Source organism: Oceanicola sp. 22II-s10i (genome assembly GCF_002210105.1).
Classification (GTDB): Bacteria; Pseudomonadota; Alphaproteobacteria; order Rhodobacterales; family Rhodobacteraceae; genus Pseudooceanicola.
The window spans coordinates 119,619-134,209 of the sequence record NZ_AQQU01000001.1; the positions used below are offsets into that span (position 1 = coordinate 119,619).

Here is a 14,591-nt window from a genome sequence, read left to right on the forward strand (position 1 = left end):
TCCCTCTCGGCGCGGAGGCTCCCCAGTCCCGCACCACGCCCAAACCGGGTCCAGCAAACTCAGCTGCGCATCATCGCCTCCAGCACGTCGCGGTTGCGACAGTAGTCGGGCGGGGCGGCAGCGGTGTGATGTTCGACCTGCCAGCCGGCGCAAGTTTCAGGGCGGGCGCAGTTGGCACAGCGCATCAGCGCGCCACGATAGGCCGCGACCCCGGCTTCGGAACCGTTGTCGGCGCGGACATCAACGCCCATGCGGTCGGCCATCCCGTTGAACAGGCGTCCCGCCCGGTCGAGGCGCTGGAAGTAGCTCAGGAATCCCATTCGTCCTGCTCCGTGCTCAGGGTGGCAAACAACGCCTTGTTCTCGCAGCCCTGGGGCGCAGGGCGCGGACCGGCCGCGGCAAGTTCGCCCTCGGCCAGCCAGCGGCTGCAGTCCTCGGTGCACTGGCATCCCCGGCAGCGGGTGACGGTCGCGGCCCATTCCGCGTCGGCCAGCGCGCCGCGCTGGTGTGCGGCGTCGAGATCGACACCGGTCGCCCGCGCCATGCGCCGGACCAGTTGCAGATGTGTGCTGACGTCGCCAAGCGTGTTCATCGCGCCCTCCTGCAGAGTTCGCCGATGATCTACGCCGCCCGAGTCGGGCGCGCCTTGATTTCGATCAAGCCTTACCCGGAGGCAAGCGCGCGGCGGACGGTGTCCATCCGGTTGGCGTTCGGCGGGTGCGTGCCGAGGAACCGGTCGCCGGGATCGGGGATGCGCGTGAAATAGAGCGCGCCCCGGATCGCGTCATAGCCCGCGGCCCGCGCGATCCGCGCACCGAGCGCGTCGGCCTCCAGCTCGTAATCCTTGGAATAGGTCCGCGCGCCGACCGACGCGCCGATCTGCGTCGCCATCTCGACCCCCGCGCCGCCCGCGCCCGCGATCGAGGCCAGAACGCCGAACACCTGCGCCCCCGCCGTCGCGTTGGTGCGCTGGCGGTTCAGGTGTGCCCGGATGTGATGCGCCGCCTCGTGCGACATGATGAAGGCCATCTCGTCCTCGTTCTGGACGTCGGCGATCAGCGGCAGGGTGAAGGCCAGCACCGGGCGACCCGATCCGTCGAGCGTCTGAAAGGCGTTCGACGGCTGGCCGGGCCGGTCGTCGACGACGATCAGGAAATCGCAGTTCAGGCCCGGCGACAGGCGGCGGCATTCGCCTTCGGCCACCGGCTCCACCGTGCGGACCACGTTGACGAAGCGGCGCGCCGCCGCCGACGCTTCGGCCTCGGTCATCTGGCCGCTGCTGTCGTAGGCCGCCGGGGACGGCGCCGGGCGCGGGGCCGGGCCGGGTGCGCCCGCCGCGCAGGCGGACAGCGCCGCCATTGCCAAAAGGGCAAACAGGGGTTTCATCGCCATGTCGCTGCCTCGTCTTGCTGCCGGACCCTAGATGCACCACCGCCGGAGGTTAGGCCAGCCTGCGCACGGGGGAACCACGCGGAATTGAAGTCCGCATTTGCCGAAATAATCGTTTGCTTTGCAACCGCCCGCGCATATCAACATCATATGTTCACCATCGAGCACGAGTTCGACTGCACCGTTATCACCCTCGTCGACGACGGGCGCGCGCCGCTTCAGGAAGACGTCGCAGTCTGCGCCTTTGCCGAATGCGTCACGGTCGAGCAATACGATGCCCGGACGGACGAGATGATGAAAATCACGCTCTCCATGGCACAGCTGCGCGACCTCGCCGCCGCGCTGAACCTGCCCGAGGGCACCTATGTCTTTCCGCCCAAGGGATCGCGCCCGGACAAGGTCTGAGACGTCGCGCCGGTCATCCGATCCGAAAGGTCTTGTCCCGCGCCGTCTGGCCACGCACCAGCACCAGCCGCCCCTTGGCGATGCCCAGCGCCTTGGCCAGCAGTTTCTGCACCTCGGCATTGGCCTTTCCGTTCTCGGGGACCGCCGTCACCAGCACCGCGATGGCATCGCCGTCCCGCCGGATCGTGTTCCGGCTGGCGCGCGGGGTGACGCGCACGGTGATCTCGGCCCCGTCGCGGGCGAGGTCTGACAGGTCGGGCAGGTCCTTCACCGGACCGATGTCGCGCAGGGGGTTGTCATTGGCGCCATGCTCCGATCCTCTGGCGCCAAAGGCAAGCACGACGGGAGGGTTCGCATGGCGACCGGCTTTTTCTGGGATGAGCGGTGTTTCTGGCACGCGGGCGGCAACTATGCCCTGACGCTGCCCGTTGGCGGATACGTCCAGCCGCTGGCGGCGGGCGGCCTGCCGGAAAGCCCCGAGACCAAGCGGCGGCTCAAGAACCTGATGGACGTCACCGGCCTGACCCGCGCCATCGACTCGCGCAGCGCGCCCGAGGCCACGCGCGAGGAACTGTTGCGCATTCACCCGGCTGACTACCTCGACCGGTTCAAGGCGATGTCCGATGCGGGCGGCGGCGAACTCGGGCTGCGCACCCCCTTCGCGAAGGGCGGGTTCGAGATCACCGCCCTGTCGGCGGGGCTGACCCGCTGGGCGATGGACGCGGTGCTGCGGGGCGAGCTGCAGAACGCCTATGCCCTGTCGCGGCCGCCGGGACACCACTGCCTGCCGGACTGGCCGAACGGGTTCTGCCTGATGAACAACATCGGGATCGGGATCGAGGCGGCCAAGGCCGACGGGCTGGCGCCGCGGGTCGCCGTCGTGGACTGGGACGTACACCACGGCAACGGGACCGAGCACATCTTCTACGGTCGCGACGACGTGCTGACGATCTCGATCCATCAGGAAAAGAACTATCCGCTGGACACCGGCGACATCGCGGATCGCGGCGAGGGGGCGGGCGAGGGGTTCAACATGAACATCCCGCTGCCGCCGGGCGTCGGTCACGTGGGCTATCTGGAGGTGATCGACCGCATCGTCCTGCCCGCGCTCGACCGCTACAAGCCGGACCTGATCGTGGTCGCCTGCGGCTTCGACGCCTCGGCCTTCGATCCGCTGGCCCGGATGCTCTGCACGGCCGAGACCTATGTCGAGATGACACGCCGGATGATGGAAGCGGCGGATCGGCTGTGCGGCGGACGGCTGGTGATGGTGCACGAGGGCGGCTATTCCGAAGCCTACGTGCCGTTCTGCGGCCATGCCGTGATCGCGACGCTGGCCGGGTCCGACATCGGCGCGCCCGATCCGATGGCCGAAACGCTCCGCCTGCGGCAGCCGAACGCGGCGTTCGACACGTTCATCAGCGGTCAGATCGGAGAGATGGCGTCGGCCCTTCTCGGCTGACACCCCGGAGGGCGGCGCCTCACTCGGCCCCGGTGATCCGGGACCGGGACTGGCGCAGCCCGTCGGCATAGCCTTCGCCGTCTCCGAACTCCATGAACCCGGCGTAGTGCCGGTGCCGTCCCTTCAGCCGCATCGAGTGCTTGATCGGACACCAGTAGGCCTCGGTCCGCGCCGCGATCTCGCCGATATAGGCGATCAGGCCGTTCACGTAGCCGCAGTAGATGCAGTTCAGTTTCTGGATGCCGTTGAGATAGGCCAGCTGGTGGCGGTCCAGCCGGATGTAGTCCCGCCGCCGGACCTTGGGGATGCCGTAGGCCGGAAAGCAGATCGCCTGATAGAGCGTGACCCAGAGGTCCGCGATGGCGAAGGGCACGATCAGCGAATAGATCACCGGCGCGGTCAGCAGGTGGCGCGGCGGGGCGTTGGCGACAAAGGTCGCGATCCGCTGTCTCAGTTCCGCATGACGGGCGCGGGCGCGGGCCTCGAAGACCACGCGCCCGTTTTCGACCCGCCAGCGAAGGTCCTCGCGCCGCTGCGCGATCGCCTCTTCCAGTTCGTCCTGCAGCGCCTCGATCCGGGCGCGCAGCGTTTCGATCCGTGTCGTCATGGCCGCCTCCTGCCGGAGGTCACAGCCTCCGCCCCGCGATGCTAGATCGCGGGGGGCCGCCGGACAACGCGGGAAACCGTCACCTCGTCAGGCGATCTCGACCAGTTCGATGGCAAAGGTCAGATCCTTGCCCGCCAGCGGGTGGTTCGCGTCCAGCGTCACCTCGGTCGGCGTGATCTCGGTCACCGTCACCGGCACGACCTGCCCCTGCGGCGTCTGCACCTGAAGCTGGAGGCCCGGCTGCAGTTCGATATTGTCGGGGATCTGGTCGCGCGGCACCACCTGCGAGGCTTCTTCCTGACGCGGGCCATAGGCTTCGGCGCAGGGGACCTCGACCGTCTTCTGGTCGCCCACGGTCATGCCGGGTATCGCCTGGTCGAGGCCGGGGATGATCTGACCCGACCCCACGGTGAATTCCAGCGGCTCGCGCCCTGCGGAACTGTCGAAGGTCGTCCCGTCCTGCAGGGTGCCGGTGTAATGAATGCGCACGGTGTCGCCGGTCTTGGCCTCTGTCATGGCCGCTCCTTTTGATTGGGATAATTGGGGATGAATGTGCCGGGGCCGAACTCTACGGGTTCCCGGATCGCTGCCCTCCAACTTAGGGGATGACCCGCCGCGATGCAAACCACCCCTTCCGGTGGGGCCCGCGCCGTGGCAGGGTCACGCGGCGAAAGGGGGGTCCATGCCCGTCACCACCTGCATATTCGACGCTTACGGCACGTTGTTCGACGTGGCCGCCGCCGCCCGCGCCGCCGCCTCTGAACCGGGTCGCGACCGGCTGGCCGGGTGCTGGCAGGCGCTGGCCGAGGACTGGCGGATCAAGCAGCTGTCCTATTCGTGGCTGCGCGCCGTGGCGGGCGATCACACCGATTTCTGGCAGGTCACGCAGGACGCGCTGGACTGGTCGCTTGAGGCGCATGGCCTCGACGGCGACGCGGACCTGCGGGCGCGGCTGCTGGCGCTCTATCGCGAGCTGGAGGCCTATCCCGAGGTGCCCGCGATGCTGTCGGCGCTGAAGGCGCGCGGGCTGGTGACGGCGATCCTGTCGAACGGATCGCCGGGCATGCTGTCCGACGCGGTGGCCTCGGCTGGCATCGGAGAGGTGCTGGACGACTGCCTGTCGGTGGAAAGCGTGGGCGTCTTCAAACCCGCCCGCGCGGTCTACGACCTCGTCGGCCAGCGCTTCGGCACCGCGCCGGATCAGGTGCTGTTCGTGTCGTCCAACGGCTGGGACGCGGCGGCGGGCGCGGCCTATGGCTTTGTCACCGCATGGGTGAACCGGCGCGGCGATCCGGTCGACCGCCTGCCCGGCCGCCCGCAGCACATCCTCACCGACCTTGCCGCCCTGCCCGATCTGGAGATCTACTGATGCCGCATTTCACAGCGCCCGACGGGCTGTCGCTCTGGTACGAGGAGGCAGGCGAGGGCCTGCCGCTGCTGTGCCTGTCGGGCCTGACCCGCAACGCGCGCGACTTCGATTACGTCGCGCCGCATCTGCCGGGCGTGCGGATGATCCGCATGGACTATCGCGGACGCGGCAAGTCGGACTGGGCCGATCCCAAGACCTATGACGTAAAGGTCGAACTGGCCGATGCGCTCGCGCTGCTGGACCTGCTGGGCATCGAGAAGGCCGCCGTGCTGGGCACCTCGCGCGGGGGGCTGATCGGGATGCTGATGGCGGCGACCGCCAAGGACCGGATGCTGGGCCTCGCCCTGAACGACGTCGGCGCGGTCGTGGACGGGCGCGGGCTGGAGGTGATCCGGGGCTATGTCGGCAAGCACCCGCCGCAGAAAACGGTCGAGGACGCCGCGCAAGCCCGGATGGAGATGAACGCGCAGAGCTTTCCCGGCGTCCCGCTGGAGCGCTGGCGCAAGGAAGTCATGAATACCTCGGTCGAGACCCCCGAGGGGCTGCGCCTGAACTACGACCCGCGTCTGGCCGAGGCGCTCGGCGATGGCGAGGCGGCGGCGACCACAGTCGACCTCTGGCCGCTGTTCGAGGCGGTGGCCCCCCTGCCCTGCGCGGTGATCCATGGCGAGAACTCGGACCTGCTGAGCTTTGACACGGTCGAGGAGATGGCCCGCCGCCACCCCGACCTGATCGTCGCCCATGTCCCCGACCGGGCGCATATCCCCTTCCTTGACGAACCCGAGGCGCTGACCGCGCTGACCCTCTGGCTGGAGCGTATCCGATGAAGGACCTCACCCATTTCGCCATTTCCCCCGCCGACATCGACGCCGCCGTCGGCCGCCTGTCGGGCCACATCCGCCGGACGCCGCTGCTGTCCTCGCCGTTCCTGGACGAGATCGCGGGCCGCCGGGTTTTCGTGAAGCCCGAATGCCTGCAGCACACCGGCAGCTTCAAGGCGCGTGGCGGCTGGTCGGCGATTTCTGCGCTGGACCCCGAGGTGCGGGCGCGGGGCGTCATCGCCTTCTCGTCCGGCAACCACGCGCAGGGCGTCGCATGGGCGGCGAAGATGCACGGCGTGCCGTCGGTCATCATCATGCCCGCCGACGCCCCGACACTGAAGATCGCGAACACCCGCGCGCTCGGCGCCGAGGTGGTGCTCTACGACCGCGAGAACGAGGACCGCGACGAGATCGGGGCGCGGATGTCGGCGGAACGCGGGCTGACGCTGGTGAAGCCTTTCGATGAGCCGATGGTGATCGCCGGACAGGCCACCGCCGGGGTCGAGATCGCGGAACAGGCCGCCGAGGCCGGGATCGACAGTGCCGAGGTGCTGGTCTGCTGCGGTGGCGGCGGGCTGACCTCGGGCATCGCGATGGCGCTGGCCGACCGCGCGCCGTGCCTGCGGGTGCGGCCGGTGGAGCCGGTGGGTTTCGACGACGCGAAACGCTCGCTGGCCGCCGGGACCATCCAGCGCAACGACCGGCTGGGCGGGTCGATCTGCGACGCGATCGTGACGCCGCAGCCGGGCAACCTGACCTTCCCGATCATGGCCGACCTCTGCGGGCCGGGGCTGTCGGTGTCGGACGACGAGGCACTGAGCGCGATGGCCCAGGCCTTCCTGCGGCTCAAGATCGTCGCGGAACCCGGCGGCGCGGTCGCCCTTGCCGCCGCCCTGTGGCGCGGCGCGGAACTGCAGGGCGACACGGTGATCGCCCTCGTCTCCGGCGGCAACGTCGATCCCGCGATGTTCCAGCGCGCCCTCGCCCGCCTCGACTGACACCCGCCACGGGCTCCCCTGCTTCCTCTGGCCATAAATATCCCCGGGGGTGAATTGCGGCCCGCAGGGTCGCAAGGGGGGGGCAGGCAGCCCCCCGGACCGCAGGTCCCGGCACGGCCGGGCTCGATTCCCGGACGGGCCGCAGCCCCAGACCGAAGCCACCTCCACGCGCGAAATTGATTGACGCAGACAATCAAATCTCTACCCTGATCTCGCGAACAGGGAGGAGTTCATGCGCACGCAGGTCGCCATCATCGGCGGCGGGCCATCGGGTCTGCTGCTGTCCCAGTTGCTCCACCGCGCGGGGATCGACACGGTCGTGCTCGAACGCCAGTCCCGCGACTATGTCCTCGGCCGCATCCGCGCGGGCGTCCTCGAATGGGGCGCGGTCGAGATGCTGCGCGAGGCGGGCGTCGGCAAACGGGTGGATGCCGAGGGGCTGCCACATGACGGCACCTATATCGCCACCCGCAACCGTGGCTTCCGCATCGACTTCCGCAGGCACACCGGACAGCAGGTCATGGTCTATGGCCAGACCGAGGTGACGCGCGACCTCTACGCCGCCCGCGACGCGATGGACGGCAAGGTGATCCACGGGGTCGAGGGCGTGACGATCCACGGCGCCGACACCGACGCGCCGCATGTGACCTACACACTGGACGGCACCGGACACCGGCTGGACTGCGATTTCGTCGCGGGATGCGACGGTTTCCACGGCGTGTCGCGCAAGACGATCCCGGCCAGCGTGCTGAAGGAGTTCGAGCGGGTCTATCCCTTCGGCTGGCTCGGCGTGCTGTCGGAGACGCCGCCGGTCAGCCACGAATTGATCTACGCCCAGCACGAACGCGGCTTCGCGCTCTGCTCCATGCGGCACGCCGCACTGGCGCGTTATTACGTGCAGGTCCCGCTGACCGACAAGGCCGAGGACTGGTCCGACGATGCCTTCTGGGCGGAGCTGAAACGGCGCATCCCCGCCGACGCGGCCGAGACGCTGATCACCGGCCCGTCGATCGAGAAGAGCATCGCGCCCCTTCGCTCCTTCGTGGCCGAACCGATGAGGTGGGGCCGCCTGTTCCTCGTGGGGGACGCCGCGCATATCGTGCCGCCGACCGGGGCCAAGGGGCTGAACCTTGCGGTCTCGGACGTCCACTACCTCTATCACGGGCTGGTCCAGCACTACCAAGGCGAGGACGAGGGGATCGACCGGTATTCCGAGCGTGCCCTCGCACGGGTCTGGAAATCCGAACGGTTCTCGTGGAGCATGACGACGCTGCTGCACACCTTCCCCGAGCGCAACGCGTTCGAGCACCGGATGCAGGAAGCTGAACTCGATTACCTCGAATCCTCCGATGCCGCACAGGCGTCGCTGGCCGAGAATTACGTGGGGCTCCCTTACTGATGAAGATCGCCAATCTCGACGACATCAAGCTGCATTACACCGACGAAGGCGACCCGAACGGCGCGCCGATCGTCTTTTCCAACTCGCTCGGGACCGACCTGCGCCTGTGGGACAAGATCGTCCCGCTGCTGCCCGCCGGCCTGCGGATCATCCGCTACGACAAGCGCGGCCACGGGCTGAGCGAGGCGACGCCGGCGCCCTACAAGATGGGCACGCTGGTGTCTGACGTGGAAAGGCTGATGGACCATCTGGGCGTCAAGGACGCGCTGTTCGTCGGCCTCTCCATCGGAGGGATGATCGCCCAGGGGCTCTGCGTGAAGCGGCCCGATCTCGTTCGGGCGGTCGTGATCTCCAACTCCGGCGCCAAGATCGGCACCGCCGAGATGTGGGCCGACCGGATCGCCGCCGTGAACAGGGGCGGGATCGAAGCGCTGGCGGACAGCATCATGGAGCGGTGGTTTTCGAAACCTTTCCGCCAGACCGACGAATTTCACGCCTGGCGCAACATGCTCGTCAGGCAGACGGTCGCGGGCTACACCGGCTGCGGGGCGGCGATCTCGGGCACCGATTTCTATACGCCGACCGCCGGTCTGCGCATCCCGGCGCTCGGCATCGCGGGGACCGAGGACGGGTCGACCCCGCCCGATCTGGTGCGCGAGACGGTCGACCTGATCCCCGGTTCGCGCTTCGCGCTGATCCGTGGCGCGGGGCACCTGCCCTGCGTGGAAAAGCCCGAGGAATATGCGCAGATCCTCAACGATTTCATCACGGGGACCGGCCATGTCGAAGCGTGAACAGGGCGAAGCCACCCGCCGTTCCGTTCTGGGCGACGCGCATGTGAACCGGTCGCAGGGGAAGGCCACGGAGTTCGACCGGGGCTTCGTCGACATGATCACCGAGGGCGCGTGGGGGACGGTCTGGTCGTCCGACGCGATCACCAAGCGGGAACGGTCGATGATCACGCTCGCCCTGCTGGCCGGGCTCGGGAATTTCGAGGAATTCCAGCTGCACCTGCGCGCCACCGTGAACACCGGCGCGACGCGGGAGGACATCCGCGAGGTGCTGCACCACGTCGCGGTCTATGCGGGCGTGCCGCGGGCGAACCACGCCTTCAAGCTCGCCAAGGAGATCTACGCCGAACTGGAGGAGGACGGCCAATGACCACGGACCTCGGACCGCTGGTGCCGCGCGACCGCGCGGCGCATCCGGTGCCCTATGACGTCGACTACAAGACCAGCGTGGCGCGGTCGCCGCACCAGCCGCTGCTGTCGATGGAAAGCACCCCGTCCGAGGAAACCGGACCCCGCTTCGGGCACAACATCCTCGGGCCGCTGGACAACAACCTGATCCTGAACTGGACCAAGGGCGCGGCCCCCGCCGTCGGGGAACGCATCCTTGTGCACGGGCGGGTGCTGGACGAATTCGGGCGGCCCGTGCCGCAGACCCTGGTCGAGATCTGGCAGGCCAACGCGGGCGGACGCTATCGCCACGTCAAGGACACCTACTTTGCCCCCATCGACCCGAACTTCGGCGGCTGCGGGCGGACGATCACCGACTACAACGGCTATTACGAGTTCCTGACGATCCGCCCCGGCGCCTATCCTTGGCCGAACCGGGCGAACGACTGGCGGCCGATGCACATCCATTTCTCGATCTTCGGCCACAGCTTCGGCCAGCGGCTGATCAGCCAGATGTATTTCGAGGGCGATCCCCTGATCGCGCGCTGTCCCATCGTCAACACGATCAAGGACCGCAGCCAGATCGACCGCCTCGTCGCGCCGCTGGACATGGCCAAGTCGCGACCGCTCGATTTCCTCGCCTACAAGATGGACATCGTCCTGCGCGGCCGCCGCCAGACGATGTTCGAGAACAAGCCGGAGGGGATGTGACATGGTGCAGTCGCTAGACAACCTGCGCGAAACGCCCTCGCAGACGGCGGGGCCCTACGTGCATATCGGCTGCATGCCGACCCATGCCGGGAACGCCGGTGCGTTCGGGACCGAGATCGGCAAGTCGCCGATCGCCGACGGGGCCAAGGGGCAGATCGTCACCATCCGGGGACAGGTCATCGACGGCACCGGCTGGGCGCTGCGCGACGCGATGATCGAAAGCTGGCAGACGGATGCGGCGGGCAGGTTTCCCGGTCAGGATGACGCTGACCCGGCCGTGTCGGGCTTCGCCCGTTTCGCCGCGGATGGCGAAAGCGGCGAGTTCACCCTGCGGACCGTCAAGCCGGGTCCGATACCCGCGCGAGGCGGCGGTTTCCAAGCGCCGCACATCTCGCTCTGGGTCGTGGCGCGGGGCGTGAACGTCGGTCTGCAGACGCGGATCTACTTCGAGGACGAGGACAACAGCGCCGATCCGCTGCTGAAGCGCATCGAACAGCGCCCCCGCGCCGAGACGCTGATCGCGAAGAAGACCGCCGATGGCGAATACCGCTTCGATATCCGCTTGCAGGGCGCGGGCGAAACGGTTTTCCTCGACCTATGAGCCGCATTCTACTGATACACGGCGCCTGCCACGGAGCATGGTGCTGGCGCGATGTCGTGCCGCTGCTGGAACGGCAGGGGCACGAGGTCATCGCGCTCGACATGCCGGGCCGTGCGGGGGACACCCGCGATCCCGGCGCGCTGACGCTGGCCGATCAGGCGCAGACGATCCTCGACGCGGCGGGTGACGGTGCGGTGCTGGTCGGCCATTCGGCGGGCGGCTTCTCGATCTCGGCGGCGGCCGAGGCGGCGCCGGACAAGGCGCAGCACCTAATCTATGTCGCGGCGCTGCTGCCCCAGACCGGCGACACGCTGGTCGGCAAGATGGGCGCGCTGAGCCAGACCGGCGAACGGGCCCGCTTCAACCGCGCGCTGGACGGCAAGGGCTATGCCTTCGACCCGAGCGCCGCGCCGCTGCTGTACAACGGGGTGTCCGAGGCGGACGCGGAATGGGCGCTAACGCAGATCTGCCCCGAACCCTCGGCCCCACACCGCGAGGCGATCCGGGTCGGCGACAATTTCGGCAGCGTGCGCAAGAGCTACATCCGCTGCACCGAGGACCGGGTGATCCCCTCGACCGATCAGGAGCGCATGGCGCATGAAGGCGCGGCGGCCCTGTTCGACATCGAGACCGGGCATTCGCCGTTCCTGTCGGAACCCGAGGCGCTGGCTCACCTGATCGACCAGATCGCCAAGGGCGCCTGATGGCCGGATCCGTCCACGACAGCCAGCTCTACGCGCGGCTTTTCCCGGTGGGCGACGTCGGACGCCTGTTCACCGACAGCGCCGAGGTCCGCGCGATGCTGCTGGTCGAGGGCACGCTGGCCAAGGTGCAGGGCGCGGCGGGGGTTATCCCCGAGATCTCGGCCGCCTTCATCCACCGCGCGGCGCTGGAAATCCCGCTCGACCCCGGCGCGATGGCCGAGACGACGGGCCAGAACGGCGTCCCGGTGCCGGCGCTGGTGGCCGCGTTCCGCAAGGCGATGGAAGCGCCGGAACACGCCCAATACCTGCACTGGGGCGCGACCTCGCAAGACATCATGGACACCGCGCTGATGCTGCGGCTGCGGCAGGCGCTGAAGCTGATGGACGACGGGCTGGGGGCCGTGCTGGCCGCGCTCGCCGATCTGGCCGAGGCGCATGCGGCGCTGCCGATGGCCGGGCGGACCTATGGCCAGCTCGCGACGCCGGTCAGCTTCGGCTCGGTCGTGGCGCACTGGGGGTTCCCGCTGATCGCGCTGCGGTCGGAAATAGGGGCGATCCGGGAAACGGGGCTGATCGTCTCGCTGTCCGGGGCCTCGGGCACCGGGGCGGAGCTTGGGCCCGACCCGGCGGCGCTGCGGGCGGCGATGGCCGAGGCGCTCGGGCTGCGTGACCCCGGCTACTCATGGCATGCGGATCGCGGGCCGGTGCTCAGGATCGCCGGCTGGATGGCGCGACTGACGGCGGCGCTGGCGAAGATGGGCGAGGACCTTATCGCGCTGACGCAAAGCGGGATCGGCGAGGTCCGGCTGGGGTCCTCCGGCGGGTCGTCGACTATGCCGCAGAAGCAGAACCCCGTCGCGCCCTCGGCACTGGTGGCGCTGGCGCGGCAGGTGACGGCGCTGAACCATGCGCTGCTGTCGGCGGGCAGCCCCCGGCAGGAACGGGACGGCGGGGCATGGTTCACGGAATGGCTCTGCCTGCCGCAACTGGTCCTGTCGACCGCCGCGGCGGTCGAGACCGCCCGTGCCTTGGTTCCCGGCCTGCAGCCCATGCCGGTCGCGATGGCCGCCGCACTGAACGCGGGCGGAGGTGTGATCCATGCAGAGGCGCTGAGCTTCCACCTCGCCGCCCACATGCCGCGCCCCGAGGCGCAGGCGGCGGTGAAGGCGGCCTGCGCGCGCGTCCGCGACGAGGGCCGTCCGCTGGCCGAGGTGGCGGCGGAGATGTGGCCCGATGTCGACCTGTCGCCGGTGTTCGGCGCGGGAGGCGGATTGGGCAGCGCGCCGGACGAAGCGCGACGGTTCGCGGTTGAGGCTCGAGGGCGCTAGCCCGGCTGCAGGGCCTGTGGAGAGTGTGGGAGCCTCCGGCGGGGGGTGAGGGGCGTCAGGAAACCGTCCAGTGGACGGTTTCAGCCCCGAACGGGCGAAGCCCATGGCCAGATGAAGTTTGGGACTTGGTGCACTTGTCCGCATTCTGAGTTACCAGCCGACGATGAAAAATCCTTGAGTCCGCGCGCAGCGCCCAAACTGCTGCGGCGCGACTTGAGATCGGAAGACGCTTGTCCTGATCGCCGCCAGAAGCCGCGGTCAGGTTGACTTTGACCGGCGCAGGGGCAAGGTCGCGGGGCTTTGACGGGATCCGCGTTCCATGCCGCATCGCCTGCCGCTTGTCTTCATCCTTGCCACGGTGACGCTGGACGCCATCGGGATCGGGCTGATCTTTCCCGTCATGCCCGACCTGATCCGCGAGGTGATGCACACCTCGCTCAGCGGCGCGGCGATCTGGGGTGGGGTGCTGGTGTCGTCCTTCGCGGCGATGCAGTTCCTGTTCGGACCGCTGGTCGGGCACCTGTCCGACGCCTTCGGCCGCCGCCCGGTGCTGCTGATCTCGCTCGCGGTGATGTGCGTGGACTACGTCATCATGGCGCTGGCCGGGTCGATCTGGCTGCTGATCGCCGGGCGCATCCTGGGCGGCATCGCGTCGGCCACCCACGCGACCGCCTCGGCCTTCGTCGCCGACATCTCGCGCCCCGAGGAGAAATCGGCGCGGTTCGGGCTGGTTTCGGCCGCGTTCGGGGTCGGCTTCGTCATCGGCCCGGTGATCGGCGGGCTGCTGGCCGATTTCGGCACCCGCGCGCCGTTCTGGGCCGCCGCCGTGCTGGCCGCCGCGAACCTCGGCTTCGGGCTGGCGGTGATGCCGGAGACGGTGACCGACCGCATCCGCCGCAAGTTCGACCTGCGCCGGGGCAATCCGCTGTCGGCCCTGCGCGCGATGCGGCACCTGCCGGGGATGGGCGCGCTGCTGGCGGTGTTCACGCTCTACCACGTCTCGACCGAGGTCTATCCGGTGATCTGGGCCTATTTCACGCAGGCCCGGTTCGGCTGGGACACGCGGCTGGTCGGCGTCTCGCTGACCGTCTACGGCGCGGCGCTGGTCGTGGTGCAGGCGCTGCTGATCCGGCCCATCCTCAACTGGCTCGGCGACCGGCGGACCGTGCTGGCGGGGTTCGGCTGGGAGGCCGCCAGCCTGCTGCTGCTGGCCTTCGTCACCTCGGGCCCGCTGGCGATGGTGCTGACGCCGATCACGGCGATCGGCGGCGTGACCCTGCCCGCGCTGCAGGGCGAACTGAGTCGCAGCGTGCCCGACGACGCGCAGGGCGAGTTGCAGGGCGTGCTGTCCTCGCTCATGGCGCTGACCATGATCGGGGCACCGCTGGTCTACACGACGACCTTCCGCGCCTTCACCGCCGAGAGCGCCCCCGCCTACATGCCGGGCGCACCGTTCCTCGTGTCCCTGGGCTTCGTGGTGCTGGCGCTGGTCCTGTTCGGGCTGAACAGGCGGGCCGGCGCGACCTCCGCGATGTAATTCCGCAATCCGGAAGCGCATTTCGCGCTTGAATCCCGTGGCCGCTCGGGGTGAGGTGCCATCAAAATCGGGAGGACCAGCC

Annotated in this window: 19 protein-coding genes; 13 read left to right on the forward strand and 6 right to left on the reverse strand. The window is 69.0% G+C overall.

Features of this window, described 5'->3' with window-relative positions; genetic code table 11:
* Positions 1-59 precede the first annotated feature (59 nt).
* The 3 genes from ATO6_RS00645 to ATO6_RS00655 all read right to left on the reverse strand — a co-directional run bounded on the left by ATO6_RS00645 (position 60) and on the right by ATO6_RS00655 (position 1,386).
* Positions 60-320 carry a DUF6455 family protein gene (locus ATO6_RS00645; protein ID WP_088622030.1) on the reverse strand — a complete coding sequence of 87 codons (261 nt, stop codon included), beginning with the start codon at positions 318-320 and terminating at the stop codon, positions 60-62.
* Complete coding sequence (locus ATO6_RS00650) at positions 308-592, reverse strand: DUF6455 family protein (RefSeq protein ID WP_088622031.1); 285 nt, start codon at positions 590-592, stop codon at positions 308-310. The genes ATO6_RS00645 and ATO6_RS00650 overlap by 13 nt, the downstream gene beginning before the upstream one ends.
* A gap of 71 nt (positions 593-663) precedes the next feature.
* On the reverse strand, positions 664-1,386 hold the full coding sequence (locus tag ATO6_RS00655; protein WP_088623345.1) for a M48 family metalloprotease: 723 nt from the start codon (positions 1,384-1,386) through the stop codon (positions 664-666).
* A gap of 153 nt (positions 1,387-1,539) precedes the next feature.
* Here ATO6_RS00655 and ATO6_RS00660 point away from each other — a divergent pair, with 153 nt between their 5' ends.
* The gene (locus ATO6_RS00660; protein ID WP_088622032.1) at positions 1,540-1,794 is read left to right on the forward strand and encodes a hypothetical protein; all 255 of its coding nucleotides are present in this window, start codon (positions 1,540-1,542) and stop codon (positions 1,792-1,794) included.
* 13 nt (positions 1,795-1,807) lie between these two features.
* Here ATO6_RS00660 and ATO6_RS00665 read toward each other — a convergent pair whose 3' ends face one another.
* Complete coding sequence (locus tag ATO6_RS00665; protein ID WP_088623346.1) at positions 1,808-2,056, reverse strand: DUF167 domain-containing protein; 249 nt, start codon at positions 2,054-2,056, stop codon at positions 1,808-1,810.
* Between the two features lie 93 nt (positions 2,057-2,149).
* Between ATO6_RS00665 and ATO6_RS00670 the strand changes: the two genes are divergently transcribed.
* Positions 2,150-3,256 (forward strand): class II histone deacetylase, encoded by a 1,107-nt coding sequence (locus tag ATO6_RS00670; RefSeq protein WP_088622033.1) that lies wholly within the window; start codon positions 2,150-2,152, stop codon positions 3,254-3,256.
* A 19-nt stretch (positions 3,257-3,275) separates the two neighbouring features.
* On the opposite strand, the gene ATO6_RS00675 is transcribed toward ATO6_RS00670, so the two are convergent.
* Together ATO6_RS00675 and ATO6_RS00680 are read right to left on the reverse strand one after the other, a co-directional pair.
* The gene (locus tag ATO6_RS00675) at positions 3,276-3,863 is read right to left on the reverse strand and encodes a hypothetical protein (RefSeq protein ID WP_088622034.1); all 588 of its coding nucleotides are present in this window, start codon (positions 3,861-3,863) and stop codon (positions 3,276-3,278) included.
* Between the two features lie 87 nt (positions 3,864-3,950).
* Positions 3,951-4,379 (reverse strand): peptidylprolyl isomerase, encoded by a 429-nt coding sequence (locus ATO6_RS00680; RefSeq protein ID WP_088622035.1) that lies wholly within the window; start codon positions 4,377-4,379, stop codon positions 3,951-3,953.
* A gap of 166 nt (positions 4,380-4,545) precedes the next feature.
* Between ATO6_RS00680 and ATO6_RS00685 the strand changes: the two genes are divergently transcribed.
* The 11 genes from ATO6_RS00685 to ATO6_RS00735 all read left to right on the forward strand — a co-directional run bounded on the left by ATO6_RS00685 (position 4,546) and on the right by ATO6_RS00735 (position 14,509).
* Positions 4,546-5,232: a haloacid dehalogenase type II gene (locus ATO6_RS00685; RefSeq protein WP_088622036.1), complete on the forward strand. Its 687-nt coding sequence runs from the start codon at positions 4,546-4,548 to the stop codon at positions 5,230-5,232.
* Positions 5,232-6,059 (forward strand): alpha/beta fold hydrolase, encoded by an 828-nt coding sequence (locus ATO6_RS00690; protein ID WP_088622037.1) that lies wholly within the window; start codon positions 5,232-5,234, stop codon positions 6,057-6,059. Before ATO6_RS00685 ends, ATO6_RS00690 begins: the two co-directional genes overlap by 1 nt.
* Positions 6,056-7,051, forward strand: a complete 996-nt coding sequence (locus ATO6_RS00695) for a threonine/serine dehydratase (RefSeq protein ID WP_088622038.1) — start codon at positions 6,056-6,058, stop codon at positions 7,049-7,051. The genes ATO6_RS00690 and ATO6_RS00695 overlap by 4 nt, the downstream gene beginning before the upstream one ends.
* Before the next feature lie 232 nt (positions 7,052-7,283).
* Positions 7,284-8,450: a 4-hydroxybenzoate 3-monooxygenase gene (gene pobA / locus ATO6_RS00700; RefSeq protein ID WP_088622039.1), complete on the forward strand. Its 1,167-nt coding sequence runs from the start codon at positions 7,284-7,286 to the stop codon at positions 8,448-8,450.
* On the forward strand, positions 8,450-9,244 hold the full coding sequence (gene pcaD / locus ATO6_RS00705; protein ID WP_088622040.1) for a 3-oxoadipate enol-lactonase: 795 nt from the start codon (positions 8,450-8,452) through the stop codon (positions 9,242-9,244). Before pobA ends, pcaD begins: the two co-directional genes overlap by 1 nt.
* A complete protein-coding gene (gene pcaC / locus ATO6_RS00710) occupies positions 9,231-9,611 on the forward strand; it encodes a 4-carboxymuconolactone decarboxylase (protein ID WP_088622041.1) in 381 nt (126 codons plus the stop codon). The genes pcaD and pcaC overlap by 14 nt, the downstream gene beginning before the upstream one ends.
* A complete protein-coding gene (gene pcaH, locus ATO6_RS00715) occupies positions 9,608-10,339 on the forward strand; it encodes a protocatechuate 3,4-dioxygenase subunit beta (RefSeq protein WP_088622042.1) in 732 nt (243 codons plus the stop codon). Before pcaC ends, pcaH begins: the two co-directional genes overlap by 4 nt.
* Before the next feature lies 1 nt (position 10,340).
* Positions 10,341-10,940, forward strand: coding sequence for a protocatechuate 3,4-dioxygenase subunit alpha (pcaG, locus tag ATO6_RS00720; RefSeq protein ID WP_088622043.1), 600 nt, complete (start codon positions 10,341-10,343; stop codon positions 10,938-10,940).
* Positions 10,937-11,644: an alpha/beta fold hydrolase gene (locus ATO6_RS00725; RefSeq protein WP_088622044.1), complete on the forward strand. Its 708-nt coding sequence runs from the start codon at positions 10,937-10,939 to the stop codon at positions 11,642-11,644. The genes pcaG and ATO6_RS00725 overlap by 4 nt, the downstream gene beginning before the upstream one ends.
* Complete coding sequence (locus ATO6_RS00730; RefSeq protein WP_088622045.1) at positions 11,644-12,972, forward strand: lyase family protein; 1,329 nt, start codon at positions 11,644-11,646, stop codon at positions 12,970-12,972. Before ATO6_RS00725 ends, ATO6_RS00730 begins: the two co-directional genes overlap by 1 nt.
* Positions 12,973-13,291: 319 nt before the next feature.
* Entirely contained in the window at positions 13,292-14,509 is a 1,218-nt protein-coding gene (locus ATO6_RS00735; protein WP_088622046.1) for a TCR/Tet family MFS transporter, read from the forward strand.
* Positions 14,510-14,591: the final 82 nt, after the last annotated feature.

Coding starts and splice junctions, on each gene's coding strand:
- pcaC (WP_088622041.1), top strand. CDS start 9,231: ATGTCGAAGCGTGAACAGGGCGAAGCCACCCGCCGTTCCGTTCTGGGC.
- pobA (WP_088622039.1), top strand. CDS start 7,284: ATGCGCACGCAGGTCGCCATCATCGGCGGCGGGCCATCGGGTCTGCTG.
- pcaH (WP_088622042.1), top strand. CDS start 9,608: ATGACCACGGACCTCGGACCGCTGGTGCCGCGCGACCGCGCGGCGCAT.
- ATO6_RS00645 (WP_088622030.1), bottom strand. CDS start 320: ATGGGATTCCTGAGCTACTTCCAGCGCCTCGACCGGGCGGGACGCCTG.
- ATO6_RS00670 (WP_088622033.1), top strand. CDS start 2,150: ATGGCGACCGGCTTTTTCTGGGATGAGCGGTGTTTCTGGCACGCGGGC.
- ATO6_RS00655 (WP_088623345.1), bottom strand. CDS start 1,386: ATGAAACCCCTGTTTGCCCTTTTGGCAATGGCGGCGCTGTCCGCCTGC.
- ATO6_RS00735 (WP_088622046.1), top strand. CDS start 13,292: ATGCCGCATCGCCTGCCGCTTGTCTTCATCCTTGCCACGGTGACGCTG.
- pcaG (WP_088622043.1), top strand. CDS start 10,341: ATGGTGCAGTCGCTAGACAACCTGCGCGAAACGCCCTCGCAGACGGCG.
- pcaD (WP_088622040.1), top strand. CDS start 8,450: ATGAAGATCGCCAATCTCGACGACATCAAGCTGCATTACACCGACGAA.
- ATO6_RS00650 (WP_088622031.1), bottom strand. CDS start 592: ATGAACACGCTTGGCGACGTCAGCACACATCTGCAACTGGTCCGGCGC.
- ATO6_RS00680 (WP_088622035.1), bottom strand. CDS start 4,379: ATGACAGAGGCCAAGACCGGCGACACCGTGCGCATTCATTACACCGGC.
- ATO6_RS00730 (WP_088622045.1), top strand. CDS start 11,644: ATGGCCGGATCCGTCCACGACAGCCAGCTCTACGCGCGGCTTTTCCCG.
- ATO6_RS00675 (WP_088622034.1), bottom strand. CDS start 3,863: ATGACGACACGGATCGAAACGCTGCGCGCCCGGATCGAGGCGCTGCAG.
- ATO6_RS00725 (WP_088622044.1), top strand. CDS start 10,937: ATGAGCCGCATTCTACTGATACACGGCGCCTGCCACGGAGCATGGTGC.
- ATO6_RS00695 (WP_088622038.1), top strand. CDS start 6,056: ATGAAGGACCTCACCCATTTCGCCATTTCCCCCGCCGACATCGACGCC.
- ATO6_RS00685 (WP_088622036.1), top strand. CDS start 4,546: ATGCCCGTCACCACCTGCATATTCGACGCTTACGGCACGTTGTTCGAC.
- ATO6_RS00690 (WP_088622037.1), top strand. CDS start 5,232: ATGCCGCATTTCACAGCGCCCGACGGGCTGTCGCTCTGGTACGAGGAG.
- ATO6_RS00660 (WP_088622032.1), top strand. CDS start 1,540: ATGTTCACCATCGAGCACGAGTTCGACTGCACCGTTATCACCCTCGTC.